Below are 24685 nucleotides of genomic sequence, written 5' to 3' on the forward strand. Positions count from 1 at the left end.
GGGGCACGTACGGCACGGCTTCGACAGACATCGGACAAGGCAACCGAACCGAACCGAAGGGAAGGTCGGACACACGATGACCACGGCTGAGACGCGGACCATCAGGCTGGACTCCGCGAGGGCCGGCACCGGCCCGGCGACCTGGGGGCAGCGGGCGATCTGGGGTGTCGTCACCCGGCTCGGCGACGACGCGCCCCGCTACAACGTGCCGGTCGACCTCCCCGTCACCCCGCCCCGCCCCGCCTCCCGCGTCCTCGCGGACGTGACGGAGCTGCTCCTGCTCCACGACAGCCTGCACACCCGTTTCCTGCCGGACGGCGAGGACGGCCTGCGGCAGGTCGTGGACGGCAGCGGCGAGCTCCCGGTCGAGATCCGTACGTGCTCCGCCGACCGGGCCGCCGGGACCGGCGCCGCCCTGCGGGCGGAGCTCGCCGGACGCTCCTTCGACCACACGCGGGAATGGCCCCTGCGGGTCGGCCTGGTGGAGTGCGAGGGCCTGGTCCACCGGCTGGTGCTGGTCGGCGCGCACACCGGGATGGACTACTGGGGCCTCGGCCGGCTGCTCCGCGACCTGGAGTCGGTCCAATCGGGGGAGACCGCCGCCTCGCTGCGCAGGGCGCGCCCGGCGCTCCAGCCGCTGGACGCCGCGGAGGTCCAGGCCTCGCCGCTCGGCCGCCGCCGGGACGAGGCGGCCCGCCGCTACTGGTGCGAGCAGCTGACCGCGGGACCCCGGCAGATCTTCCGGGAGCCCGCGGCACCGGAGCTCGCGGACGATCCGCACCGGATGTTCCCGAACGCGCTGCTGCGCTCGCCCGCGCTGGCGGTCGCCGTCGGGCGGGTGGCGGCGGAGCTGGAGGTGAGCGACGCCGCGGTGCTGCTCGGCGCGGCCGCCCACCAGCTCGCCAGGATGTCGGGGAGCAGCGACGTGCTGTTCCAGGTGGTCGTGGGCAACCGCTTCCAGCCGGCCGCCGCCGCGGCGGTCAGCACGGTCGCGCAGGAGGCCCTCTTCCGTCTCACGGACGCGGACCGGGACTTCGAGGACGCGGTGCGGCGGACGCGGTCCGTCGCCTTCAGCGCCTTCCGCCACGCCGCGTACGACAAGTGGGCGCTGGACAGGGAGGTGGCGCCGCTGGTCGAGAAGGGCGAGGCCGCCGACCACTCGTACTGGTGGAACGACACCCGCGACCCGGGCGTCGGGCCCTTCGACGGCGGCGAGCGACCGAAGACCCCGCTGAGCGAGCTGATCGGCCGGACCGAGCTCGGCTGGCCGACGGAGTTCCTGCCCCGCAAGAACGTCTCGATGGCCGTGGACGTGCTGACCGCCCCGGGCGCCCTGGACCTCGCCATGACCGCCGACCCGGCCGTCCTCGACCGCGCCGGCATGGAGCGGTTCCTGCGCGGGGTCGAGCGGCTGATCGTCGCCGAGGCGATAGCGCTGGGGGACTGATGACGGAGACGTACGCGGGAATCGCCTGGACGGACGAGGGCTACCAGGTCGAGGTCCTGGACGGTGCCGGGCGCAGGGTCGTGGAGCCGGGCCGCTGGAGCGGCGCCCAGGCCGCCGAACTCATCGCCTGGCTCCGGGACTTCGACGGCGGGCGGGCTCCGGCCGTGGTGCTGGAGAGCACCAACGGCCTGCTCGACGGCCCGATGACGGCGGCCGGCCTCGAGGTCTACCGCGCGGATCCCTGGCTGCTGCCGCCGCGGCCGGACTTCGGCTCCGTCCCGGCCGGGCTGCTGGCGGAGCGGGCCAGGACCGCTCCCGGCGAGCTGGCCCGGGTCACCGCCGAGGGCGGCACACTGACCGGCCGCGCCGAGGAGTACTTCGCCGGGGTGAAGCGCGGCGAGCCGATCGTGGCGGAACTGACGGCGAGAGGACGCTGCTTCGCGCACGGCCGCCGGGACGACCCCAGGGTCGCGCTCACCTTCGACGACGGGCCCGACCCGGTCTTCACCCGTCAGGTCCTGGACATCCTGGACCGCTACGGAGCCCGGGCGACGTTCTTCTGCGTCGGGCACCACGTCGCCGCGCTGCCCGATCTCGTGCGCCGGACCGCCGCCGCCGGCCACGAACTGGGCAACCACTCCTGGTCGCACCCCTACCTGCCCGACCTCACCCCGGAGCAGCTGCGCGAGCAGCTCGACCGGACGGCGGAGACCGTGGCCAAGGTGACGGGCGAGGAGGCCCCGACCCGGTTCCGGCCGCCGTACGGGGCGCTGAGCCCCGAGGTGCTGGCCGCCCTGGAGGGATGTCCGACCCGGCTGACGATGTGGGACGTGGACACCCGCGACTGGGCGAGGCCTGGGCCGGAGCGGATCGCCGCGACCGTCCTGGAGTCCGCGGGGCCGGGCTCGGTGGTGCTGATGCACGAGGGCGCCGGCGACCGCTCCCAGACCGTGGCGGCCCTCCCGTCGATCGTCGAGGGCCTGCTCGAACGCGGCCTGGAACTGGTCACCGTGGCGGAACTCGAAGACGACGATCACCGACCGAAGGGTTGAACAGTCATGGAAGAACGTCTCGCCGAGCACACCGCGGCGGATGCGCCCCCGCCGACGAAGGACGGGCCCGGGCCCGACGGGGCAGCGCCGCCGGGGCCGCCGTCCGGCTCGCCGTCCTCCGGAGAGCCGGCGATCTGGTCCCGTAACTTCCGGTACTACTTCACGGCCCGCAGCGCCGGCCTGCTCAGCTGGGCCATGCTGCCGGTCGCGGTCTCGGCCGGTCTGCTCAGCGGCGGGTACGGCCTGGACACCGCCGGGTACTCGATGGCCTTCCTGGTCGCTCCGTTCGCCGGTCTGGTGCTGTTCGGCGGGGTCCTCGCCGACCGGTTCACGGCCCGCCGGATGATGATCATCGCGGATCTGGCCAACCTCACCGCCCACGTCCTGCTGGCCCTCCTCTTCATCCACGGCATCGACCATCTCTGGCAGCTGTACGGACTTCTTGTGGTGGCCGGTACGGCCAACGCGCTGTTCCAGCCGGGCGCCTCCTCGACCGTCCCGCTGGTCTCACGGGACGTGCAGGGCGCCAACGGCGTGCTGCGCACCTCCGAGGCGATCACCGGTCTCGGCGGTCCGGCCCTGGCCGGTGCGCTGGTCGGCTTCGGGTCCACCGGCTGGGTGATGGTGATCTCCGCCGTCGCCTACGGGACCAGCGCGATCTGCCTGTTCGTGCTCCGGCTCGGCGTGGTGCCCGCGCCGCCGGCCGGGCAGAGCCTGTGGCGCAACCTGGCCGTCGGCTGGCAGGAGTTCACCTCCCGCAGCTGGCTGTGGGGAGTCATCCTGATCTGGATGTTCTACGCGGTGCTCTCCTGGGGGCCGCAGCTGTCGGTGGCCGCCGGCGTCATCGTGCCCGAGCACGGCGCGTCCGCCTTCGGTCTCATCAACGCCGCGCTGGGCGCCGGCACCGTCGCCGGCGGTCTCCTCGCGATCCGCTACAAGCCCCAACGGCCGCTCGCCGCAGGGGCCGTGGCGATGATGGCGTACCCGATCTACCCGCTCGGCATCGTCCTCGGCTGGCCGGTCTGGCTCCTCGCCGTCGCCCAGGTCCTCGTCGGCGCCGGGATCGGCGTCTGGGGCGTCATGTGGGCCACCAGCGTGCAGACCCAGGTGCCGGGCGAGGTGCTGAACCGCGTCCACGCCTACGAGGTCGCGGGCTCCGTCGGCATGTACCCGATCGGCAGCGCGCTGGCCGGGCCGGCCGTCGGCGCGTTCGGCACGGACACCGTGCTCCTGGTGGGCGTGGTGGTCTCCTTCCTCACCGCCGCCGCCCTCCTGGCCGCCCGTCCGATACGGACCCTCGAACGCGTCCCGGACCGCGTCTGAGCGGCCCCGGCGGCGCACCGGACGATCCGTACGGGACGTCACCATACGGTCCGCGCGATCCGCGTCGGACGTCACCGCACGGTCCGCGCGGTCCGTGCGATCCGCGTCGGACGTCACCGCACGGTCCGTGCGATCCGTGCGATCCGCGCGGTCCTCACGGGACGTCCGGTCGCCGCGCGTGCCCGCGGAGCCCGTGCACTCCCGCGGAGGGCGTGCACTACCTGGTCCGCCGCGGCGAGGAGGTCCTCGACGAGCTGCCTGTCGCCGCGCCGGACCGGGCGACCGCGGCGGGGCTCCCGCCGTGGCGCGCCCTGGAGCACACCGCCTCGCGCACCCTGCTGAGGGCGCTGCTGCGGGAGATCGGCGAGGACCTCGGGGGCGGCCCGGTCGCCGCCCGCCCGGGCGGCCGGCCGTACCTCCCCGGCCGCCCCGACCTGGGCGTGAGCCTCTCGCACTCCTCGGGCTGGGTCGCCGCGGCCGTCGCCAGGGACCGTGACGTCGGCGTCGACGTCCAGTCCCCGCGCGCCGTCGGCGACCGCCTCCTGCGGCTGTGCTGCGCGCCCGGCGACGCCGAGGCGCTCTCCGCCCTGCCCGAGGCCGGTCGCAGAAGGGAGTTCGCCTGGATCTTCACCGTCCAGGAGGCCTGCGTGAAGGCGACGGGCAGGGGCTTCGCGGGCCGCCCCTGGACCGTCCCGGTGACGCTCGGGCAGCGAACGGGCACCTGGGGACAGGTCAGTTGGCACGCCCCGCGCGCAGCGCAACCGGTGCCGGCCTGCTGCGCCTGGACCGAACGGCGCGGACCGGGCGGGGCGTTCCGACAGGTGGGCGCCGCTGGCGGTGACGGGCTGTGAGCCCGTAGAACACCAGCAGCAACCGGTACGCGGAACGAGAGGGCATCATGAGCGCCACCACAGAAGCCATCGCCGGCCCGACGGGCGGCGGCGACCTGGCCGTCACCGAGCGGACCCGGCTGCGGCGCATGCGGGAGAAGGGGAGTCACCTGCGGGCCGATCTGGACGCGGTGCTCGCGGCGGGCTTCCTGTGCCACCTCGGGGTCCCCGTCGACGGGACGACGATGGTCGTGCCCACCGCGTACGGCGTGGACGGCGACCACCTCTACCTCCACGGCTCGGTCGCCAGCCGCAGTCTGGTCCAGGCCCCCGACACCACCGTCTGCGTCACGGTCACCCATGTCGACGGTCTCGTCCTCGCCCGCTCCGTCTTCGAGCACGGCGTCAACTACCGCTGCGCGATGGTCTATGGCATACCGCGGATCGTGACGGACCCGGAGGAGAAGCTGCGCGGGCTGCGGGCGCTCACCGAGCAGAGCTCGCCGGGTCAGTGGGAGTACGTGCGGCAGCCCAGCCGCAAGGAGCTCGCCGCGACCTCCGTCCTCGCGCTCGACCTCACCGAGGCCTCGGTGAAGACCCGCAGCGGCCCGCCGGACGACGGCGACTCCGAGGACGCGGCGCTCGGCCTGTGGGCGGGTGTCCTGCCCGTCGTGACCACTTTCGGCGAGCCGGTCACCGACCCGGTCCTGCCCACGGACCTCGCCCCGCCGGCGCATGTCGCCTCGCGCGCGGGGCAGGTGCTCGGGGAGATTCCGGGGGAGTGAACGGGGGCCCGGCCGGGCTCAGGGGCCGGCCGTGTTCTCCGTCAGGGGCCGCACCGTGAGGCGGCCGAGGTGGCCTTCGTCCGCGAGGACGTCCACCGAGGTGATCCGGCCGTCCAGCACGGTGAAGGCGAAGACGGTGTCCGGCCGCCCGTCGCGGGTCAGGACCAGGCCCGCCGCCCCGTCCACCAGCGCCTGACGGGCCTCCCGGAACCGGCCGGCGAGGGCCAGGGCCACCGCCCCCGCCCCGTGCGCGGTCCGCATCCCGGCCCGTACGGCGGTGGGGTCGGCCCGCAGCGCCACGTCCGGGTCGAGGAGCGCGAGCAGCGCCTCGGAGTCCCCGCCCCGCGAGGCCGCGAGGAACGCGGCGACGGTCTCCCGCTGGCGCGCCGGGTCGGGTTCCGGCATCTCCTCCGTGCCCCGCACCCGGTGCCGGGCCCGGGCGGCCAGCTGCCGGGCGGCGGCCGGGGTGCGGTCCAGGACCGGGGCGACCTCCTCGTGCGGCACGTCGAACAGGTCGTGGAGGACGAAGGCGATCCGCTCGGGCGGGGTGAGCGTGTCCAGGGCCGTCAGGAGGGCGGGGTCCGGCGGGCCGGCCGGACCGGCGCCAGGACCGGGCCGGACCGCCGGGGTGTCCCACGGGTCCCAGGGATCCCAGCGGGCCGTCCGGTGCGTCTCGCGGGCCCGGAGCCGCGCCAGGCAGATCCGGGCCAGCGTGTCGAGCGGCCGTTCGCCGGCTGTGGGGCGGCGCGCCGCCTCCCGTAGCGCCTCTTCCACCGCCTCCCCGGCCTCGTCGGGCGTGCCGAGCATCCGGTACGCCACGGCCTCCAGGCGGGAGCGGCCGGCGAGGACGTCGTCGTCATCCACGGGTCGTGACCTCCGTGAGGGCGGGCGGCCTCAGTCGCCGTGGCCGGTGCCTCCGCTGCCGAAGCCTCCGCTGGAGATGCCGCCCCACTTGCGCTTCTCCTCGCTCGGCGGGTCCGGTGACGTCTCGGTGCCGCCGGACTTCTTGAGCTGGTATGGCATGAGGCGGTGCTCACCGTCGGTCTGCGGCATCTCCTCGGGCCTGCGGTACTCGGACATCTCGCCGGGCAGTGCGTCGGTCTCCGGCCTGTGCGGCTGCTCCTCCGGCTTGGGTGTGTCGGACTCGCGGTCGCGTATCCGGTAACCGAGCCAGAAGGCGCCGATGAGTACGGCGACGAGAACGAGCCCGCCGATGACCTGTCCGAGGCCTGACTGCCAAACCCCAGCGGCCAGGACCTCTGCTGCGCTGAGAGTGTTCATACTCCAGGATTACCCGATTCCGCTTCTTCGGACCCGTCGGGCGGGGAACCCCTTCGAAGATTTCTGAAACATTCCCGCGCCCCCGTCGCGTCAATGAGGTGTACGGCGACCACGCCACGTGACCGCGAAGGGAAAGGAGGGGCATGAGAAAGTCCCGCGCGGACGAGTTCCTGGAGTTCGCCTCCGCACGCACGGGGCACCTGTTCCGGTCCGCATGCCTGCTGACCAGCGGCGACACCCACCTCGCCGAGGACCTCACACAGGAGACGCTCGGCCGGATGTACGCGATGTGGGGCCGCATGGCACGGATCGGCAACCCCGCCGCGTACGCCCAGACCGTGCTCGTCCGCACGTTCCTCAGCCACCAGAGGCGCCGCTCCGCCACCGAGCGCCCCCTCGGCGAGCTCCCCGACCGCGCACCCGAGAACGGCGAGGACCCGGCACTCCGGATCGCGCTGCTCGACGCGCTGGCCGGACTCGCGCCCAAGGACCGGGCGGTCGTGGTGCTGCGGTACTGGGAGGACCGCAGCATCGAGGAGACCGCCGACGCCCTGCACGTCAGCTCGGCGGCCGTCCGCACCCGCTCCGTACGGGCACTGGCCAAGCTGCGGCAACGGCTCGGCGGCAGCATCGCCGAGTTCGCCGCCCGCTGACCTGCACCCCGCAGGCCCCATCCACCAGACTTCTTTTCACCCACGGACCGGAGACGGTGATCTCGGCATGCCTCTGAACGAAGGTTCCCAGCACGACGACGCCCCGCACGAGGGCTTCGAGGAAGAGCTCGGCGCGGTCCTGCGCAGCACGGGCGAAGGCTTCTCCACCGAGGGCCGGAGCGAGCTCGTCGCGGGCGGACTCACCCGCGGGCGGCGCCGCCTGGTGCGCCGCCGCCTCGCGGTGACCGGCGGCGCCCTCGCGCTCGCCGCCGTCGGCATCGGCGGCGTGTACGGCGGCTCGCTGCTCGGCACCGGCGGGCCGTCGAAGGCCGCCGGCGTGGGCGCGGCTCCCAAGCCGACCACCGCCGAGGCCACGGAGCCGAGCCTGGCGGACAAGCGACGCCAGGCGATGGAGCAGGCGCAGATCCCGGTCAAGGACATCGCGGCCGCCATCCAGGCCAACACCCCCGCCGGCCAGTGGCAGTTCGAGAACCTCGACGGCAAGGGCCAGTCGGCCCTCGGCGTCTACGACGACGGTGGCGGCAAGGCCGCCGTCTCCGTCGGCCTCTACCGCGCGGGCGGCGGCGCCGGCGAGGCCGGCGCGGGTCAGGTCGAGTGCCCGAGCAAGGTCCACGTCGACTTCGACAAGTGCACGACCGACCGGCTGCCGGGCGGCGACCGGCTGATGGTCATCCAGGGGTACGAGTACCCCGACCGGCGCGAGGACACCAAGAACTGGCGCGCGGTCCTGCTCACCAAGGACGGCTTCCTGGTCGACGCGAGCGAGTGGAACGCCCCCGCCCAGAAGGGCGCCGCGGTCAGCCGCGAGAACCCGCCCTTCACCGCCGCCCAGATGAAGGCCCTCGTCACGGCGGACGACTGGCGCCCGGTGCTCGACCAGCTGCCCGAGCTCCCGAAGACGGACGTCGACACGGGGTCGGGGATGCCCGGGGAGGCCAGTGGCCCCGAGATCCAGTCCACCGTGCGCTCGCTGCTGCCCAAGGGCCTTCGTGTGACGGACAAGGGCGGGGATTACGGCTACGGCTTCCTTGTCGTCGACGACGGCAAGGGCAAGAGCCTCTTCGAGATCAACGTCCAGCCGAACATGGGGGGCGCGGCCGGCGACCTCTTCGGCAGCGGCGAGGTCACCACCCTGCCCGACGGCCGCAAGGTGAAGGTCACCCAGGGGACCGCGGAGAAGGGCGGCTCCGGTGTCGTCTCGTGGGGCGTCGACACCATGACCCCCGAGGGCTTCCGGGTCGTCGTCTCCAGCATGAACGCGGGTGGGCACCGTCAGGACGCCACGCGCCCCGAGCCCGCGCTGACGGTGGAGCAGCTGAAGACGATCGCGCTGAGCCCGAAGTGGCAGAAGACGTCCGCCAAGTAACACCTGGACGAGCGGGGGAGTGAACGGGGGAGGGAGGGGTGGTGGGCGGCGGCCCGCCACCCCTCCCTCACGTCTACTTCGCGTCCGCGTACCGCTCCACCGTCGCCGTCGTGAACGGGAACCGCACCGGCGTCTCCCCGAACGCGATCCGCCCCGCCTCGTCCCCGGCCGCCCTGATCGCGGCCGTGACCGCCTCCGCCTCTTCCGCGGGGCAGTGCACGATCACCTCGTCGTGCTGGAAGAAGACCAGCTCCGCCCGCATCCCCCCGAGGGCGCGCCGCAGCGCCGCCAGCATCAGCAGCGCCCAGTCGGCGGCGCTTCCCTGCACGACGAAGTTACGGGTGAACCGGCCCCGCGCCCGGGCGTTACCGGAGGCGTACCCCGGGACGAACTCGCCCTCCGGCGCCGCCGGTTCGCCGCCCTCCTGCGGCAGCCCGGCCTCCTCGTCGTCGCCCGCGCCGACCGCCTTCGGGCTGGTCCTGCCGAGCCACGTCCGGACGAGACGCCCCTCCTCGCCCGCCTTCGCCGCGTCGTCCACATAGGCCACCGCGCGCGGGAAGCGGCGCCGCAGCGCCGCCAGGTTCTTCAGGCCGTCGCCGCTCGTCTGCCCGTAGATCGCGCCGAGCAGCGCGAGCTTGGCGTGGTCGCGGTCGCCGGAGAAGGCCCGGTCCGACAGGCGCGTGTACAGGTCGTCGGGGTGCCCCGCGACCTCCATCAGGCCCGGGTCCCGGGAGATCGCGGCGAGGACGCGCGGCTCCATCTGGTCGGCGTCCGCGACGACGAGCCGCCAGCCCTCGTCGGCGACGACGGCCCGCCGGATCACCTTCGGGATCTGCAGCGCCCCGCCACCGTTGGTCGTCCAGCGTCCGCTGACCGTGCCGCCCGGCAGGTACTCCGGCCGGAAGCGGCCGTCCCGCACCCAGTCGGCCAGCCACGACCAGCCGTGCGCCGTCCAGATCCGGTACAGCTTCTTGTACGCGATCAGGGGCTCCACCGCCGGGTGGTCGACCTCCTCCAGCTCCCAGCGGCGGGTCGACTTCAGCCGGATGCCGGCCTGCTGGAAGGCCTTCACCACGTCGGCGGGCAGGTCCGGCCGGACCCGGCGCCCGAAGGCCGCGGACACCTCGTCCGCGAGCTCGGCGAGGCGGCGCGGCTCGCCCCCGCCCGCGTACCGCTCGCCGAGCAGCTCGTGCAGCAGGTCCCGGTGCACGTCCGCCCGCCACGGCAGTCCGGCCCGGTGCATCTCGGCGGCGACCAGCATTCCCGCCGACTCGGCGGCCGTGAGCAGCCGCATCCTGCCCGGGTGCTCGGCCCGGTCGTGGCGGCGCAGCTGCTCCGCGTAGACCGCGAGGAGGCCCTCGAAGGGCACGGAGACGACGGGCCGCGGCTCGAAGAGCGAGTCCTGCGAGCCGGGCTCGGCGCTGCGCTGCGGCGGGTCGGGCGGCACCGGAGCGTTCCGCAGGCGCGCCCAGGCCGCCGCCGCGGAACGGGGCTCGCCGAGTCGCCCCTCGTGCCCGAGGAGGAGCAGCTCGGCGTCCTCCACGTCGTAGCACCGCTCGACCCGCACCCCGGCGGCGAGCAGCCGGGGATACACCTCGGCGGTCGACCGCCAGACCCAGCGGGCCACCTCGGGGCGGGCGCGCACGGCGGCCGCCAGGTCCGGCTCGCGCCGCACCTCCCCGGCGGGCAGCCCGTCCTGGCCGAGGGGCACGAGCAGCGCCCCGTCCCCCTCGGCCTCGGCCGCCAGCGCCCACCTCTCGCTCATGGGTGCGAGTCTGGCACCCGCCACTGACAGTGCCGGGTCACGACATCGACCGATCGCTACGCCGCCGCGTGGAAGAGCGCGGCGGCCTCGCCGCGCGAGTCGACGCCCAGTTTGTTCAGGATGTTCGCCACGTGGAACTTCACCGTCGACTCGCTGATGTGGAGCTCCTCCGCGATCCGCCGGTTCCGGTGGCCGAGCGCCAGGTGCCGCAGCACCTCCACCTCCCGCTCGCCGAGCCCGGTCAGCGGGTGCGCCGCCTCGACGGGCGTCTCCGGGGTCGCGAGCGGGACCACCGCCGTGATCGTCGTGCCCCAGCCCGGCACCGCCTCCATGTCGAGCCGCCCGCCGAGCACGTCGAGCCGGTCCCGGATGCTGCCCGCCCCCAGGTCGCAGGGGGCCAGGGCGCCCGCCCCGTCGTCCCGCACCGAGGCCCTCAGCTCGTGCTCGGTCAGCTGCCAGCCGACGTGGACCCGGCGCACGGAGTCCTGCTCCAGGACGATCAGGAGCAGGGCGCGGACGATGGCCCGCGCGCTGTGCGCCACGTCCGCGGCGAGCGAGCGGTCCGAGTCCGGCGCGCCCAGGTCGAGCCGGACCGCGGTGTGCCGCAGCATCGGGCGCAGCTCGCCGGCGAGCCGCTCGAAGGCGTCCCCCGCGGGCTCCTCCGCGAGCGCCCGGTCCCGCCGCTGTTCGGCCCGCATCTCGATCAGCGCCGTGGCGGCCAGGTCGGTCGCGGTCGCCCGGGCCGTCGTGTCGTCGAGGGCGCGGCTGCGCAGCACCCCGAGGACCCCGGAGAGCGCGGCCGCGTGTGCGGTCGACAGCTCGGCGATGACCCGGGCCCGGGTGTCGGCGGCCGCGCGCGAACGGGCCAGGGCCCCCGGCATCGCCTCCGTGGCGAACCGGTCGAAGTGGCTGGTCACCAGGTTCCACAAGGCCTGCGCCACGGCCAGCTCGGCCGCTCCGGCCGGGGCGGCGCCGTCCTCCCGTACGAGCACGAGGACCGCTCCGCGCCGGGTCGCGTCGCTCTTCACGGCGACGACCTCCCGCGCCCGGCCGCCGATCGTCGCGACGCCCTGCCAGGGCTCCCCGGGGACGCCCGCCAGGAGCAGCGGCGTCAGTTCGGCGGAGGTCAGCAGCTCCGTGCCGCCCAGGGCCTTGAAGGGGGAGTGGGCGCAGTGCGTGGAGAGTTCGGCGGCGTCCACGTGCGGGATCAGGGGGGCGAGGGCGGCCGAGACCTTGGGGAGGATCCCGCCGAGGGGCTGCCGGAGGATCTCGTACGCGGTGGTCAGGGTGAGCGCGTCCATGCGGTTCAGCGTACGGCGGGAGGGGACAGGTCCGGCCGGTCTTTCGGACAGGTGGGACTGGCCGTTGGGAGGGCGGGGAGAGGAGGGGGCGGGGCGCAGGCTGGAGCACATCGAGGAACGCATCGAGCACCGCAGGGTGTGAACGGGCAGCGCTGGAGGCTGAGATGGAAGCGATCGTGTACGAGGAGTTCGGCGGTCCCGAGGTGCTGCGCCACACGACGGGCGTCGCCGTACCGGAGCCCGGCCCCGGCGAGGTCCGGGTCAGGGTGGCGGCCGTGGGCGTCAACCCGGTGGACTGGAAGCGGCGTTACGGCTGGGTCGAGGAGTTCTACCCGACGACCTTCCCCGCCGTCCCGGGGCTGGAGTTCGCCGGCACCGTCGACGCGCTCGGCGAGGACGTCACCGGTCTCGCCGTCGGCGACGAGGTCCTCGGCTGGACGAAGACCGGCGCCTACGCCGAGTACGCCATCGCCGGCATCATCGCGCCCAAGCCGGCCGGGCTCTCCTGGGAGGCCGCCGCGAGCCTGCCGGTGGCCGGGGAGACCGCCCGGCGGGTCCTGGACCTGATCGGCGTGCGGGAGGGCGAGACGCTCTTCCTGCACGGAGCGGCGGGCGTCGTCGGCTCGGTGGCCGTCCAGCTCGCCGTCGCTGCCGGGATCACGGTCGTCGGCAGCGCCTCCAAGTCCAACCACGCCTACCTGCGGGAGCTCGGCGCGATCCCGGTGGCGTACGGGGACGGTCTGGCCGAGCGGGTCAGGGCTGCCGCACCGGACGGCGTCCACGCGGTCTTCGACGCGGCCGGCCACGGCGTGCTGCCGGTCGCGATCGAGCTCCTGGGCGGGGAGGGGACCGCGGACAAGCGGCGGATCGCGACGATCGCGGCCACGGACGCGGCCGAGCACGGGATCGCCTTCTCGGGCGTCGTGGGCGACCCCGACGCCGTACGCGCCGCGCTCACGGCCCAGGCCCGGCAGGCGGTGGAGGGCACCCTCGCGGTCCGGATCGCCGACACGCTCCCCCTGAAGGAGGCGGCCCGCGCGCAGGAGCTGAGCGAATCGGGCCATGTCCGGGGGAAGTTGGTCCTGCTCCCGTAGGTCCCGCGGCCGGGGGGAGGGTGAGAGGATCCCTCCCCAGTGAGGCCGGATACGGCGACCGCGGAAGTGGAAGGCGACGACGATGTACGCGATGTCCCTGGGCGACGACGGCGCGGAGCTGCGGCCGCTCGAACCGTGGCAGGCCGACGAGTTCCTGGCGCACATGGACCGGGGACGGGAGTTCATCGGAGCCCGCAACGGCCTCCCCGACGTCGTGACCGACCTGGAGTCGAGCCGGGCCTTCCTCCGCCTGTACGCGGAGAAGGCGGCGGCCGACACGGGCCGCATCCACGGCATCTGGCTGGCCGACGGCACGCTCGTCGGCGCCGTGATCCTCCGGACGCTCGACACGAAGTCCGGCAGGGCCGAGGCGGGCTGCTGGCTGGAGCCCGCGGCGGCCGGCAAGGGCCTGGTGACCCGGGCCGCGCGGGCGCTGATCGACTGGGCGATCGAGGTGCGGGGCATCCGCCGGATGGAGTGGGTGGTCGCCTCCGGCAACGGGCCGAGCATCGCCGTGGCCCGGCGCCTCGGCATGACCCGGGACGGCGTCCTGCGGGAGAGCTACGCCTACCGGGGCGAGCTGCACGACGAGGAGGTCTGGTCGGTCCTCGCGCGGGAGTGGCGGGAGGCGAAGAAGCAGACGGAGCCGGAGTGACGCCGTAGCTCCACGCGCGCGTGGAGCGGACCAGGGCCTGCTCGGGGGTCAGGCCCTGGTCCGGTCACGCGCGCGTGGAGGGCCTTCTCCCCGCCACGCGCGTGCGTGGAGAGCTGTCGACCCGCCACGCGCGTGCGTGGAGGGGCGGTGACCCGGCTCCGACCCTTGTCACCGCCCCGTTGTCCCACCATCGCCTCTCAGCGTGTGAGGCGCCACGCGGGGAGGGCCGACGCAGCGACCGCGACCGCCGCGCAGACCGCCGCGGCGGCGCCGACCGCGGCCCACGGGAGGACCAGGACGACCGGGGCCGAGAGCGAGGCGAGGCCCGCGCCCAGGGTGCCGAGGACGGCCGCCGTCACCGCGAGACCGAGCAGCGCCCCGATCACGGTGGCGAGCACCGCCTCGCCCGTGACCACCCGCAGGATCTGGACCCGGGTGGCGCCGGCCAGCCGGAGGGAGGCCAGCTCCCCGCCGCGTACGGACGTCGCCATGAGGAGCGTGTTGGCGAGCCCGATCACCGTGTAGACGAGGGCGATGCCGAGGACCAGGATCATGCCGAGCCGGGCCTCCGGGCTGCTCTCCGGATGGCCCGCCGCGGCCCACGCGTCGGCGGTCCTGACGGTCCCGCCGCTCGCCTCCAGGGCCCGCGCCGTGGCCGCGCCGCCGCCGCTCGCCTCGATCCGGTCGAGAGGCGCGCCCGGCGCGTTCGCCCGGGTGACGTACGGGCCGTTGTCACCGGTCCCGAGCGCGAGGACGGCCGCGACCCGGAGCCGTACGGGACCGCTCCCGTCGGCGCGCCAGATCTCGACGGTCTCGCCGACCCGGTGCCGCTCGAACTCCTCGTTGACGACGATCGACCGGTCGTCGAGGTCCCGCAGGTCCCCCGCGACGACGGGCAGCCCGGCCAGCTCCGCGAACGCCGTCGGGTCGGCCACCGCACGCGCCCCGTACTTGACGACGGCCTCGGCCCCGTCCCGTACGAAGAGGGAGGTCGACGCGGTGGGGGAGACGACGGCCCCGTCCGGGAGGGCGGCCGTCGCGACCGCCTTCAACTCCTCGCCGCTCACCACGTACTGAGCGGCCGTCTGCTCCCGTGCCTCGACGCCCCGCGTCCGGGTGACACTCGCCGCCGAGCCGAAGAGCGTCCCGGCGAGCGCGACGGTGACGAGGACGGGCGCGGCGACGGCGGCGGTACGGCGCACGGAGGCGGCGCTGTTCTCCCGTACGAGCGTCCCCACGGCCCCGGGCAGCCGCAGCAGCCGCGCGACGGGCCGCACCAGGAGTGGGGAGAGGAGGGCGACGCCGCCGACGAGGAGCATCGGAAGGGTCGTGTACGTCTTCCGCTTGAGCAGTTCCGAAGGTTCGGTGACGTACGTCCACACGAGCAGTCCGAGCCCTGTGAGGAGCAGCCCCGCGCCGAGGAGGGCCCGGCCGAGCGGCAGGACGTCGGTGTCGACGTCCGCCTCGCGCAGCGCGGCCGTCGGGCCGACCTTCCCGGCCCGGCGGGACGCGGCGACGGCCCCGGCGAGGGCGACGGTCAGGCCGGTCCAGAAGGCGAGGTGGAAGGGCCAGACGGCGCCGCCGACCGCGAACCACGCGGGTGCGAGCCCGCCGTCGACCAGCGCCCGGGCCAGCAGGGGAGCGCCGGCGGCGCCGAGCGCGCAGCCGGTGGCCGAGGCGAGCACGCCGAGCGCCGTGGCCTCGGCGAGGAGCATCCGGCGGACCTGGCCGGGGGTGGCTCCGGCGGTGCGGAGCAGGCCGAACTCGCGCCGGCGCAGGGCGACGGCGAAGGCGAAGGTGGAGGCGACGACGAAGACGGAGACGAAGGCGGTGACGCCGCCGGTGGTGCCGAGGAGGGCGTTGAGTCCGACGAGGGCCCGGGCGTCCCGCTCGGGGTCGGGGTCGGCGTTCCGCCGCGCGTCGCCGGTGAGGACCTGGGCGCGGTCGCCGACCAGGGCCAGGACCTCGGCCGCGGGGGCGTCGAGACCGACGGCGTCGGGGCCGCCGGAGGTGGTGAGGGGCCAGCGGGTGCGGAGCTCGCGCAGGAGTTCCTTGTCCACAGGCTGTGGACGGTCGAGCCGCTGCGGCACGGGGACGGTGTCAGGACCGCGCCGCACGTCGAGCGTCAGCCGGTCCTGGCCCTGGACGACGACGGGCGAGGAGGCGAACCGCTGGGGAGAACGCTCGGGCGCGTGGAAAGTGGCGGAGAGGCCGAGACCCATCATGGCGAGCAGCCCGACGCCGAGGGCGAGGGCGAGGAATCCGCCGAGGAAGGAGGCCCAGCGGGCACGGAGACCGGAGAGGACGACGCTCAGCATGCCAGGCTCCCCGCCGGGTTGCCGGAACGGGCCTGGAGGGTTTCGAGCCCCGCCGTCCGGGCGGCGACCGACTCCACCGTGGGCGCCGCCAGTTCACCCGCCAGGCGCCCGTCGACCAGGAACACCACCCGGTCCGCGCGGGCCGCCGCCACCGGGTCGTGGGTGACCATGACGATCGTCCGGCCGTCCTCGTCGACGAGCCGCCGCAGCATGGCCAGGACCTCGCGGCTCGTCGTCGAGTCGAGCGCGCCCGTCGGCTCGTCCCCGAAGAGGACGGCGGGCCCGGTGATCAACGCCCGGGCGATCGCGACCCGTTGCTGCTGCCCGCCGGAGAGCTCCCCGGGCCGGTGCCGCTCCCGCCCGGCGAGGCCGACGCGGGCGAGGGCCTCCCGCACCTCCGTACGGGAGGGCCGGCGGCCGGCGAGACGGAGCGGCAGGGCGACGTTCTGCGCGGCCGTCAGGCTGGGCAGCAGGTTGAACGACTGGAAGACGAAGCCGATCCGGTCCCGCCGCAGCAGAGTCAGGCGCCGCTCGCTCAGCCCCTCCAGGGCCGTCCCGCCGACCTCCACGCTCCCGGCGGTGGGCCGGTCGAGCCCGGCCGCGCACTGGAGCAGCGTGGACTTGCCGGAGCCCGAGGGGCCCATGACGGCGGTGAAGGTCCCGGCGGCGAAGTCGAGGTCGACGCCGTCGAGGGCGCGGACGTCGCGGTGGTGGCGGGTGAGTCCCCGGAGCCGTACGGCGGTGGTCGTGGTGGTCTTCGTCATGGCTCAAGCGAACCGTTTCCGCCGCCGCCGATCACGACCACTGCCGGGCGTCCGGGGGGTATGCCTGGCCCTACCCCTCGCGTACGGCCTTCACGAACACGTCCAGCGCGTCGAGGGGTTCGCGCCCGCCGAGCAGTGCGCGGAGGTCGCTCTCGACGCCCGTCCCGTCGAGGAAGCCGTGCGCGATCGCCGAGTACGTGCTCGCCATCATCGGCACCTGGAAGGGGACGGCTCCGGAGGCGGCGACGGCGGCGCGGGCGTCCGCGAGCGTGCCCGGGGCGTAGGTGGCACCGAGCGCCGCCGCGAGGTCGGCGCCGCCGAGGGGGCGCTCGCCGACGAGCTCGTAGACGCGGCCGCGGTGGGCGGCGGGGGCCGTGGCGACGGCGACGGCGACGTCGGCGAGGTCCTCGCGGGCGACGGCGGCGAGCCGGCCCTCGCCGAGGGGCCCGGTGATGCGGTTCTCGGCGTCGGGGGCGGCGATCCGGGCGAGGAGCTCGGCGTAGAGGCCGTTGCGGAGGATCGTCCAGTCGAGCGTGGCCGACCGCCGGAGCCGGCGCTCGGTCCAGCGGTGGGCGAGGGAGTACGCGAGGTGGTCGCCGTCGCCGGAGAGGCTCGTGTAGACGAGGTGCCGGACGCCGGCCCGCTCGGCGGCGGAGATCGCGGCCTCGTGGCGGGCGACGACCGTGTCGTCCTCGCCGTACCCGGCGGAGACGAGGAGCAGGGTGTCCACCCCGGCGAAGGCCTCCGGGAGCGTCTCGGGCGCGTCGAAGTCGACGCGGCGGGTGTCGGGGCCGGTGCCGGTGCCGGGGAGTCCGGCCCGGGTGCCGAGAACGACGTCGGCGCGGCCGGCGAGACGGGCGGCGACGAGAGAGCCGAGGGCGCCGGAGACGCCGGTGACGAGCAGCATGGATTCCCCCTGGGGTGTGACGGCTGAGACCATCGTGGGGGGACGGGGAAGATCGCGGAAGGAGGCACTTCGATGTCGGAAGGGCACACGGAGGTAACCACCGGCGCGCCGGTGAGCTGCGCCGACGAGTGCGGGATACGGGACGTGCAGGACCGTCTCGGGGACAAGTGGACGGTGCGCGTCGTCGTCGAACTCGCGCCGGGGCCACGGCGGTTCCGTGAGCTCCAGCGGCTGGCCACCGGCATCTCGCAGCGGATGCTGACGCTCACCCTGCGCCGCCTCGAACGCGACGGACTGGTCTCGCGGACGGTGTACCCGACGACCCCGCCGCAGGTGGAGTACGCGCTGACCGAGACGGGCCGGAGCATGACCGACCTCATCGGCCGGCTGATCGACTGGTCGCTCGACCACCGTGCGGTGATCGCCCGGTCGCGCGAGGAATGGGACGCGAGGACGGCGTGAGCGGCACCGGCATCATCGACAAGGCCTTCGAGGCGCTGTACGCGAGCGACGACGTGTCGCTGGACACGGCGGCCTCGCTCCTCGCCGCCGCGGACCGGGCCGCCGACGCGGAACTGGCCCGGCGCGGCGAGGAGTTCGTCCGCACCCTGTGGGCACGCGGCTGGCAGCCGGCGGACCTGGCCCGCACGGTCCGCCGCGAGCTCTCCGACGAACACGTCCGCCTCCTCTCCGCCCTGATCAGGGCGGAGACGGCGGGCTACGAGCGCCTGCCGCACCGCTGGCAGGCACAGCTCGACGACCTGGACGCGGGCACCTCACGCCCGACGGACCGCTTCTCGTACGCGACGACCGTCCTGGAGCTGTACCGGATCCTGGTACGGCTGCCGAGGCTCGACGCGGTCGGCCCGGTGCCGGGCGAGAAGCTGCCATCGGCGGCGGTCGGGGAGCCCCGCATGCTCACCCGGATCCGCGCACTCCTCGCGAAGGCGGAGGCGACGGGCTACCCGGAGGAGGCGGAGGCCCTCACGGCGAAGGCCCAGGAGCTGATGGCGCGGCACAGCCTGGACGAGGCGACGCTCGCGGCGGGCGCGCCGTCGCCGGAGACGCCGGGCGCGATCCGGATCGGGGTGGAGCCGCCGTACGAACAGGCGAAGGCGATCCTGCTGGACGCGGTGGCGACGGCGAACCACTGCCGGGCGGTGTGGAACGAGGCGTACGGCTTCTCGACGGTGGTCGGCTTCGAGGCGGACCTGGATCCGGTGGAGCTGCTGTACACCTCGCTCCTGGTCCAGGGCACGGCGGCGATGACACGGGCGGAGGCGGAGCAGCGGGCGGGCGGCCGGAAGCGCACGAAGTCGTTCCGCCAGTCCTTCCTCCTCGCCTACGCCAACCGCCTGGGCGCCCGCCTGTCGGCGACGTCCCGCCGGGTCGCCGCGGAGGCCCCGACGCGCCTCCCGGCCCTGGCGAGCCGCGAGGCGGCGGTCACGACCCGCACGGACGAACTCTTCCCGGAGACCCGGTCGACGAGGGTGAGAGCGGCCTGGGACGAGGAAGGCTGGACCCGCGGCACCACAGCCGCCGACAACTCCACCCTCCACCCCAATCGCCCCCACCTGCCGTAACCCCAAGGGGCCCGCCCGACTCCCCGCGACAGCCCCCCCACCAGGCCCGACTCCCCGCGACAGCCCCCCCACCAGGCCCGACTCCCCACGACAGCCCCGGACCAGTCCCCCCACCGGCCCCTGGGCCCCCCGGGCCCCGACCCCAGGCCCCAGGCCCCGCCCCCGGGCCAGGGTCGGGCCCCGGCCCCGCCCCAGGCCCCGCCCCGGGCCAGGGTCGGGCCCCGGCCCCGCCCCGGGCCCCGACCCTGGCCCCGGCCCCGACCCTGGCCCCGGCCCCGACCCTGGCCCCGGCCCCGACCCCGGGCCCCGGCCCCGACCCCGGGCCCCGGCCCGACCCAGGCCCCGGGCCCTGGCCCCGACCCCGGTCCCCGGCCCCGGGCCCCGGGCCCCGGGCCCACGGCGCGCAGCCGCCGTGTCTCCCGGTGGGGGTCCGGGGGACGCAGTCCCCCGGAGCAGCAACCCACCACCCGCCCCCGGCAGGGTTTCGGGAAGGGGCGGGGTGGGGGAGAAATGCCCGTTTCGTTCGCGTTCGCGGATACGCTCAGGTCCATGAGTTGGCTCCGGGCCCTGAAGGAGACCGCCCGCTCGGGGCTCACCGTCGAGCGTCGGCAGCTCGAACCCGCCGTCGCCGCCCGAGGCGCCCTCGGTCTCGCCCTCGTCGTCGGCCTCTCCCTCGCCCTCTTCGGCCCCGCCGTCGCCGCCTCCTCCGCCTTCGGCGCCTTCCAGGCGGCCATCGCCACCTTCCAGCGCTCCTGGCGCCCCCGCCCCACCCTCGCCCTCGCCTCCGGCGCCAGCCTCGCCGTGTCGACCTTCCTCGGCTACGTCACCGGCGCCGGCTCCCACCCGGTCCTCTTCCTCGCCCTGCTGCTCCTCTGGACGTTCCTCTCGGGCCTCGCCTGGGCCGCCGGCCCCACCGCCGGCATCATCGCCTCCTCCAACGTGGCGATGATGCTGGTGACGGTCACCCTCCCCACCTCCGTCGCCACCGCCGCCGGCCACGCCGCCATGATCTTCGCCGGCGGCGTCGTCCAGGCCGCCCTCGTCGTCCTCCTCCCCGTCCGCCGCTGGGGCGCCCAGCGCGACGCCCTCGCCGACGCGCTCGCCGCCGAGGCGGACTACGCCCGCCGCCTCCGTCACGACCCGGTCGCCCCCTTCGACCCCGTCCCGCTCATGACGGCCCGCAGCGCCGCTGCCGTCACCCCCCGCCAGGCCCGCCGCCGCCCGGCGGAGCTGCACGGCGCGCGCGGCCTCGCCGAGCGGATCCGCCCGGTCCTCGCCTCGCTCGCGGACCCGGCCGTCGGCGTGCCGGAGGAGGGGCCGCAGCGGGACCGCGTGCGCGAGCTGCTCGCCGCCGCGGGCGCCGTCCTCGACGCCGCCGCGCACGCGATCCGGCACGGCGAGCCGGTCACGCTCCCGCCACCCGCCGTCGCCGTCCTGCGCACCCCGGACACCGGCGCGATCCTCTCCGGCCCGCCCCGCCGCGCCGCCCTCCGCCTCGCCGCCCTGCTCGGCGATGTCGTCGAGACGGCGGAGCCCCGTACCGAGACGAGCTCGGGCGAGGCCCGCACCCGCCCCACGATGGTCCGGCTCGGGCCGATCGTCCTCACGAAGATGCGCGCCGAGCTGCGCCCGGACTCCCCGATCCTGCGCCACGCCGTCCGCGTCTCGGTGGTCACGGCCGCCGGCTACCTCCTCGGCACGGCGCTCCCCTTCGGCCACGGCTACTGGGCGCCGATGGCCTCCGTCATGGTGATGCGGCCGGACTTCACGCAGACGTACGCCCGCTCCGTGGCCCGCTTCGGCGGCACGCTCGTCGGCGTGGCGCTCGCGACGGCAGTCGTCCGGACGGCCCACCCGGGCATGTACCTGTCCGCCGCCCTCGCCGTGCTGTGCGCCTTCGGCATGTACCTGCTGATGCGCACGGGGTACGCCGTCAGCCAGGTCTGCGTCGCCGCGTACGTCGTCTTCCTCCTCGGCATGGACGGCGCCGGCCTCACCCAGACGGTCCGCGAGCGCGTCCTGCTGACCCTCCTCGGCGGAGTGCTCGCCATGCTGGGCTACGCCGTCTACCCGGCCTGGGAGACGCCCCGGCTGCGCGGCCGCCTCGCGGACTGGCTGGTGGCGTCCGGCCGGTACGCCGCCGCCGTCGCCGCCCGGTACGCCGACCCGGCCGGCCACTCCTGCCCCGACGTCCGGGAGGCACTCCTCGCCGCCCGGGCCGCCCGCGTGGCCTGGCAGGAGGCGGTGGACCGGGCGACCCACGAGCCGGTACGCCACCGGGGGCTCTCGCACGCGACGGCGGAGGAGGCCGGGTACGCCGTCGCGGAGTTCGGCCGGGCGGCGATGCTCCTTGAGGCGCACCTGCCGGACCGCGGCGCCGCGCCGCTGCCCGCCGCCGCGGCCCTCGCGGAAGCCCTGCGCCGCTCGACGGAACGGGGCGCGAAGGACGTACGCGAGCGCAGGGAGCCGCACTGGGACGACCTCCGGGAGACCGTCGCCGGCTGGTCGGCGGACCCGCCGGGCCACTTCCTCCTCGACAAGGGCGGCCGGCTGCTCCTCGAAGCCCTGGACGAGCTCGCGGAGGCTCTGGCGCCCGATTTCCGGGACCGTGTCATCCAGCGGAGGCCCGAAGGGAGTTGAGAGGAGTGAAGACCTCGAAGGAGCAGCCGCATGATGAAGAAGAAGTACCTGTCGGCCGTGGTCGCCGTGATGGCCGCCGCGACCCTCGCCGCCCCGGCGTCGGCGACCGCTGAGCCGGTGACGGCCGGGACGGTGACGGCCACGACCGCCACGGTCCCGGAGACGAAGACCACCCCCTCCAAGGCCCCCGCGCAGAACACCCCCGTCCGCACCGTCCGCCCCGGTGAGCGCGTCGACGCCGGGCAGGGCTGGACGGTCTGGCTGACGAAGCAGGGCAAGTACTGGTCGGGGCCGGACGGTTACGAGAACTTCCGCAGCGTGGTCGACGGCAACATCGACCGGTCCCAGCCGGGGGTGAGCCACCAGAGCCACGGCGGCGAGAACGGCGTCTTCCACTCCGGCCTCTACTACGGCACCCGCGCCGCGGGCCGCGTCGAACTGACCGACGCGGACGGCCGCAAGACCCTCGCCACCCTCGTCGCGCTGCCCGGCCGCCCCGACTGGGGCGTCTGGTACGTCCACACGGCACCGCCCCAGGGCGGCAGCCCGGCCGTCGCGCTGTACGACCGCTCCGGCAAGCTCCTGGCAGACCTGCCGGCCTGGGACTTCTGACCGGCCGCACCCACGAATGTGGCGGGGCCCGGCACGGGGCTGGCCCCGCCCCTCTCCACCACCGAACGATCGCGAGGTCCGCCACCGTGCCGCACGAGCCCGCCGCCGAGCCGGCTGCCGAGCCCGCCGCGAAGCCGGCCGCCGAGTCCGACGCCTCCGCCGAGTCCGACGCCTCCGACGGCGACGACGGCTTCGCCGCCTTCGCCGTCGCCGCCTGGCCCCGGCTGGTACGCACGGCCCAGCTCCTGACCGGCGACTTCCACGAGGCGGAGGACCTGGTCCAGACGACGCTCGCCAAGGTGTACGGGCGCTGGCGGCGCGTCCCCCGGAGCGAGATCGAGCTCTACGTGCGCCGGGCCCTCGTCAACAACAACCTCAGCCGCCTCCGCCGCAAGCGGGTCGCGCTGCTCCTCACACCCGTACTCCCCGAGTCGCTCCGGCACACGTACGCGGGACACGCGGAGGCCGTCGAACAGCGCACCGCGCTCCAGGAGGCCTTAGCCGACCTCACCGGCCGCCAGCGCGCGGTGATGGTGCTCCGTTACTGGGAGGACCTGACCGAGCAGGAGATAGCGAGCGTGCTCAACTGCTCGATCGGCACGGTCAAGACGCACGCCAGACGCGGCCTGACGGCGCTGCGCACCCATCCCCGGCTCGCCGCCGCCCCCGTCCCGTACGCCCCCGCCCCGTCCGGAGCCCGCCGATGACCACCCCCGGAACCACCCCTGATCCCGACGCGGGACCCGGATCCGCCCCCGCGGCCACCCCCGGTCCCGACGACTCCGCGATCCGCGCCGAAGTCGACCGGATCCGTGAGGCGTTCGCGCGAGAGGCCTCCGGCGTCACCCCGAGTCCGGTGCCGCTGGCGGCGGTCCGCCGCGCGGGCCGGTCGTTCCGGCGCCGTCGTACGGCGGCCTTGTCGGCGCTGTCGGTCCTGGGCGCCGCGACGGTCGCGGCGGCGGTGGTGGCCGGCGTGGCGTACACGGGCTCGTCCCCGTCGGCCCCCGCCCCGGTGGCCGCGCCGCCGGCCACCGTCACCCCCCGGGTCCCGTCGCCCACGTCCTCGCCCGAACCCACCTCCACCCCGCCGCGGACGCCGACGCAGGTCCGGGTCGTGGCCTCGGGCGAGCGCGTCGACGCGGGGAAGGGCTGGAAGGTCTGGCTGACGGCCGGGGGCAAGCACTGGGCGGGTCCGGACGGGTTCGAGAACTCCCGCAGCGTCACCGACGGCAACATCGACACGGCCGTGCCCGGCGTGAGCCATCAGAGCTCGGGATCCCCGGCGGGCACCTTCCATTCGGGCCTGTACTACGGGACCCGTGCGGTGGGCGGCGTCGAGCTCACGGGCCCCGGGGGCGAAAGGACCGTCGCGACCCTGCTCGAACTGCCGGGCCGCCCCGGCTGGGGCGTCTGGTACGCGCACACCGGGCCGACCAGCGGGGATCTCGCCGTATCGATGTACGACCGCGCGGGCAAGCTCCTCTCCGCCCTCCCGGGCTGACCGCCCGGCGCCGTCACCACGACGCCTTCCGCACCCCCGGCAGGAAGCCCGCGTGGGCCTGCGCCCGCATCCGCACCCGGGACAGCCCGAACCTCCGCAGGTGCCCCCGGGGCCTGCCGTCCACCGCGTCCCGGTTCCGCACCCGGGTCGCGCTCGCGTCCCGGGGCTGGCGGCCCAGCTCCCGTACCGCCGCCTCGCGGCCGGCGGCCGGGGTGGAGGGGCGCCGGACGATCTCCTTCAGCTCGGCCCGCCGCTCGGCGTACCGCGCGACGACCGCCTTCCGCCGCTCGTTGCGTGCGATCTTGCTGCGCTTGGCCATCAGACCTTCTCCCCGCGGGCCCGGATGCGGGCCACGGCGGCCTCGACGCCGATCACGTCGACGGTCTTGATCGCGCGGGCGCTGAGGGTGAGCCGGACGTACCGGCCCTCGCCCGCGAGCCAGTACCGCTTGCGCTGGATGTTGGGGTCGAAGCGGCGTGAGGTGCGCCGGTGGGAGTGCGAGATCCGGTTGCCGAATCCGGGCCGTGCGCCGGTCAGCTGGCAGTGGGCGGACAAGGGTGACCTACCTCTCCGGAGAGACATTGGAAATGGGAACCATTTTCATTTACTCTACACACCATGGCCCGCAACGAACTCCGCCCCGTCGTCAAGCTCCGGTCCACCGCCGGCACCGGATTCACCTACGTCACCCGCAAGAACCGCCGCAACGACCCCGACCGCCTCACCCTGCGCAAGTTCGACCCGGTCGCCCGCCGGCACGTCGACTTCCGAGAGGAGCGCTGAACCA

At 75.2% G+C, this 24685-nt stretch carries 25 protein-coding genes; 16 read left to right on the forward strand and 9 right to left on the reverse strand.

The window, feature by feature from the left end:
• Window positions 1-76 precede the first annotated feature (76 nt).
• The 5 genes from DEJ46_RS21880 (at window position 77) to DEJ46_RS21900 (ending at window position 5437) form a co-directional block, all read left to right on the forward strand.
• Window positions 77-1447 (forward strand): condensation domain-containing protein, encoded by a 1371-nt coding sequence (locus DEJ46_RS21880; RefSeq protein WP_150268871.1) that lies wholly within the window; start codon window positions 77-79, stop codon window positions 1445-1447.
• Window positions 1447-2499: a polysaccharide deacetylase family protein gene (locus DEJ46_RS21885; protein ID WP_150268873.1), complete on the forward strand. Its 1053-nt coding sequence runs from the start codon at window positions 1447-1449 to the stop codon at window positions 2497-2499. The genes DEJ46_RS21880 and DEJ46_RS21885 overlap by 1 nt, the downstream gene beginning before the upstream one ends.
• 6 nt (window positions 2500-2505) lie before the next feature.
• The gene (locus DEJ46_RS21890) at window positions 2506-3822 is read left to right on the forward strand and encodes an MFS transporter (protein WP_150268875.1); all 1317 of its coding nucleotides are present in this window, start codon (window positions 2506-2508) and stop codon (window positions 3820-3822) included.
• A gap of 212 nt (window positions 3823-4034) precedes the next feature.
• The gene (locus tag DEJ46_RS21895) at window positions 4035-4673 is read left to right on the forward strand and encodes a 4'-phosphopantetheinyl transferase family protein (protein ID WP_150268877.1); all 639 of its coding nucleotides are present in this window, start codon (window positions 4035-4037) and stop codon (window positions 4671-4673) included.
• Window positions 4674-4720: 47 nt separating this feature from the next.
• Entirely contained in the window at window positions 4721-5437 is a 717-nt protein-coding gene (locus tag DEJ46_RS21900; RefSeq protein ID WP_150268879.1) for a pyridoxamine 5'-phosphate oxidase family protein, read from the forward strand.
• An 18-nt stretch (window positions 5438-5455) separates the two neighbouring features.
• On the opposite strand, the gene DEJ46_RS21905 is transcribed toward DEJ46_RS21900, so the two are convergent.
• Both DEJ46_RS21905 and DEJ46_RS21910 read right to left on the reverse strand, forming a co-directional pair.
• Window positions 5456-6301: a sigma factor-like helix-turn-helix DNA-binding protein gene (locus DEJ46_RS21905; protein WP_223834925.1), complete on the reverse strand. Its 846-nt coding sequence runs from the start codon at window positions 6299-6301 to the stop codon at window positions 5456-5458.
• A gap of 30 nt (window positions 6302-6331) precedes the next feature.
• Window positions 6332-6718, reverse strand: a complete 387-nt coding sequence (locus DEJ46_RS21910; protein ID WP_150268881.1) for a DUF6479 family protein — start codon at window positions 6716-6718, stop codon at window positions 6332-6334.
• A gap of 143 nt (window positions 6719-6861) precedes the next feature.
• On the opposite strand from DEJ46_RS21910, the gene DEJ46_RS21915 reads away from it, so the two are divergent.
• Window positions 6862-7371, forward strand: coding sequence for a SigE family RNA polymerase sigma factor (locus tag DEJ46_RS21915; protein WP_150268882.1), 510 nt, complete (start codon window positions 6862-6864; stop codon window positions 7369-7371).
• A 67-nt stretch (window positions 7372-7438) separates the two neighbouring features.
• Window positions 7439-8758, forward strand: a complete 1320-nt coding sequence (locus DEJ46_RS21920; RefSeq protein WP_150268884.1) for a hypothetical protein — start codon at window positions 7439-7441, stop codon at window positions 8756-8758.
• Window positions 8759-8831: 73 nt separating this feature from the next.
• Here DEJ46_RS21920 and DEJ46_RS21925 read toward each other — a convergent pair whose 3' ends face one another.
• Complete coding sequence (locus tag DEJ46_RS21925; RefSeq protein WP_150268886.1) at window positions 8832-10523, reverse strand: bifunctional 3'-5' exonuclease/DNA polymerase; 1692 nt, start codon at window positions 10521-10523, stop codon at window positions 8832-8834.
• Window positions 10524-10579: 56 nt separating this feature from the next.
• A complete protein-coding gene (locus DEJ46_RS21930) occupies window positions 10580-11824 on the reverse strand; it encodes a response regulator transcription factor family protein (RefSeq protein ID WP_150268887.1) in 1245 nt (414 codons plus the stop codon).
• Window positions 11825-11988: 164 nt separating this feature from the next.
• Between DEJ46_RS21930 and DEJ46_RS21935 the strand changes: the two genes are divergently transcribed.
• Window positions 11989-12918: an NADP-dependent oxidoreductase gene (locus DEJ46_RS21935; protein ID WP_150268888.1), complete on the forward strand. Its 930-nt coding sequence runs from the start codon at window positions 11989-11991 to the stop codon at window positions 12916-12918.
• Window positions 12919-13000: 82 nt separating this feature from the next.
• A complete protein-coding gene (locus DEJ46_RS21940; RefSeq protein WP_150268890.1) occupies window positions 13001-13573 on the forward strand; it encodes a GNAT family N-acetyltransferase in 573 nt (190 codons plus the stop codon).
• Window positions 13574-13770: 197 nt separating this feature from the next.
• Here the strand turns inward: DEJ46_RS21940 and DEJ46_RS21945 are convergent, their stop codons facing one another.
• The 3 genes from DEJ46_RS21945 to DEJ46_RS21955 form a co-directional block, all read right to left on the reverse strand.
• Window positions 13771-15891 (reverse strand): FtsX-like permease family protein, encoded by a 2121-nt coding sequence (locus DEJ46_RS21945; protein WP_150268892.1) that lies wholly within the window; start codon window positions 15889-15891, stop codon window positions 13771-13773.
• Complete coding sequence (locus DEJ46_RS21950; RefSeq protein WP_150268894.1) at window positions 15885-16655, reverse strand: ABC transporter ATP-binding protein; 771 nt, start codon at window positions 16653-16655, stop codon at window positions 15885-15887. Before DEJ46_RS21950 ends, DEJ46_RS21945 begins: the two co-directional genes overlap by 7 nt.
• A 70-nt stretch (window positions 16656-16725) precedes the next feature.
• Entirely contained in the window at window positions 16726-17562 is an 837-nt protein-coding gene (locus tag DEJ46_RS21955; RefSeq protein ID WP_150268896.1) for an NAD(P)H-binding protein, read from the reverse strand.
• A 72-nt stretch (window positions 17563-17634) separates the two neighbouring features.
• Here DEJ46_RS21955 and DEJ46_RS21960 point away from each other — a divergent pair, with 72 nt between their 5' ends.
• The 6 genes from DEJ46_RS21960 to DEJ46_RS21985 all read left to right on the forward strand — a co-directional run bounded on the left by DEJ46_RS21960 (window position 17635) and on the right by DEJ46_RS21985 (window position 23898).
• On the forward strand, window positions 17635-18024 hold the full coding sequence (locus tag DEJ46_RS21960) for a winged helix-turn-helix transcriptional regulator (RefSeq protein WP_150268898.1): 390 nt from the start codon (window positions 17635-17637) through the stop codon (window positions 18022-18024).
• Window positions 18003-19145 (forward strand): DUF2786 domain-containing protein, encoded by a 1143-nt coding sequence (locus tag DEJ46_RS21965; RefSeq protein WP_150268900.1) that lies wholly within the window; start codon window positions 18003-18005, stop codon window positions 19143-19145. Before DEJ46_RS21960 ends, DEJ46_RS21965 begins: the two co-directional genes overlap by 22 nt.
• Window positions 19146-19694: 549 nt before the next feature.
• Window positions 19695-21785 (forward strand): FUSC family protein, encoded by a 2091-nt coding sequence (locus DEJ46_RS21970; protein ID WP_150268902.1) that lies wholly within the window; start codon window positions 19695-19697, stop codon window positions 21783-21785.
• A 30-nt stretch (window positions 21786-21815) separates the two neighbouring features.
• Window positions 21816-22397 carry a hypothetical protein gene (locus DEJ46_RS21975; protein WP_150268904.1) on the forward strand — a complete coding sequence of 194 codons (582 nt, stop codon included), beginning with the start codon at window positions 21816-21818 and terminating at the stop codon, window positions 22395-22397.
• Window positions 22398-22621: 224 nt separating this feature from the next.
• Window positions 22622-23104, forward strand: a complete 483-nt coding sequence (locus tag DEJ46_RS21980) for a SigE family RNA polymerase sigma factor (protein WP_411757831.1) — start codon at window positions 22622-22624, stop codon at window positions 23102-23104.
• On the forward strand, window positions 23101-23898 hold the full coding sequence (locus tag DEJ46_RS21985) for a hypothetical protein (RefSeq protein WP_223834927.1): 798 nt from the start codon (window positions 23101-23103) through the stop codon (window positions 23896-23898). Before DEJ46_RS21980 ends, DEJ46_RS21985 begins: the two co-directional genes overlap by 4 nt.
• A 13-nt stretch (window positions 23899-23911) precedes the next feature.
• Here the strand turns inward: DEJ46_RS21985 and rpsN are convergent, their stop codons facing one another.
• Together rpsN and rpmB are read right to left on the reverse strand one after the other, a co-directional pair.
• Window positions 23912-24217: a 30S ribosomal protein S14 gene (gene rpsN, locus DEJ46_RS21990; protein ID WP_150268908.1), complete on the reverse strand. Its 306-nt coding sequence runs from the start codon at window positions 24215-24217 to the stop codon at window positions 23912-23914.
• On the reverse strand, window positions 24217-24453 hold the full coding sequence (gene rpmB, locus DEJ46_RS21995) for a 50S ribosomal protein L28 (protein ID WP_150268910.1): 237 nt from the start codon (window positions 24451-24453) through the stop codon (window positions 24217-24219). Before rpmB ends, rpsN begins: the two co-directional genes overlap by 1 nt.
• Before the next feature lie 63 nt (window positions 24454-24516).
• Here rpmB and rpmG point away from each other — a divergent pair, with 63 nt between their 5' ends.
• Window positions 24517-24681, forward strand: coding sequence for a 50S ribosomal protein L33 (gene rpmG, locus DEJ46_RS22000; protein ID WP_141300493.1), 165 nt, complete (start codon window positions 24517-24519; stop codon window positions 24679-24681).
• Window positions 24682-24685 lie beyond the last annotated feature (4 nt).

It is taken from the genome of Streptomyces venezuelae (genome assembly GCF_008642375.1).
GTDB classification, from domain to species: domain Bacteria; phylum Actinomycetota; class Actinomycetes; order Streptomycetales; family Streptomycetaceae; genus Streptomyces; species Streptomyces venezuelae_G.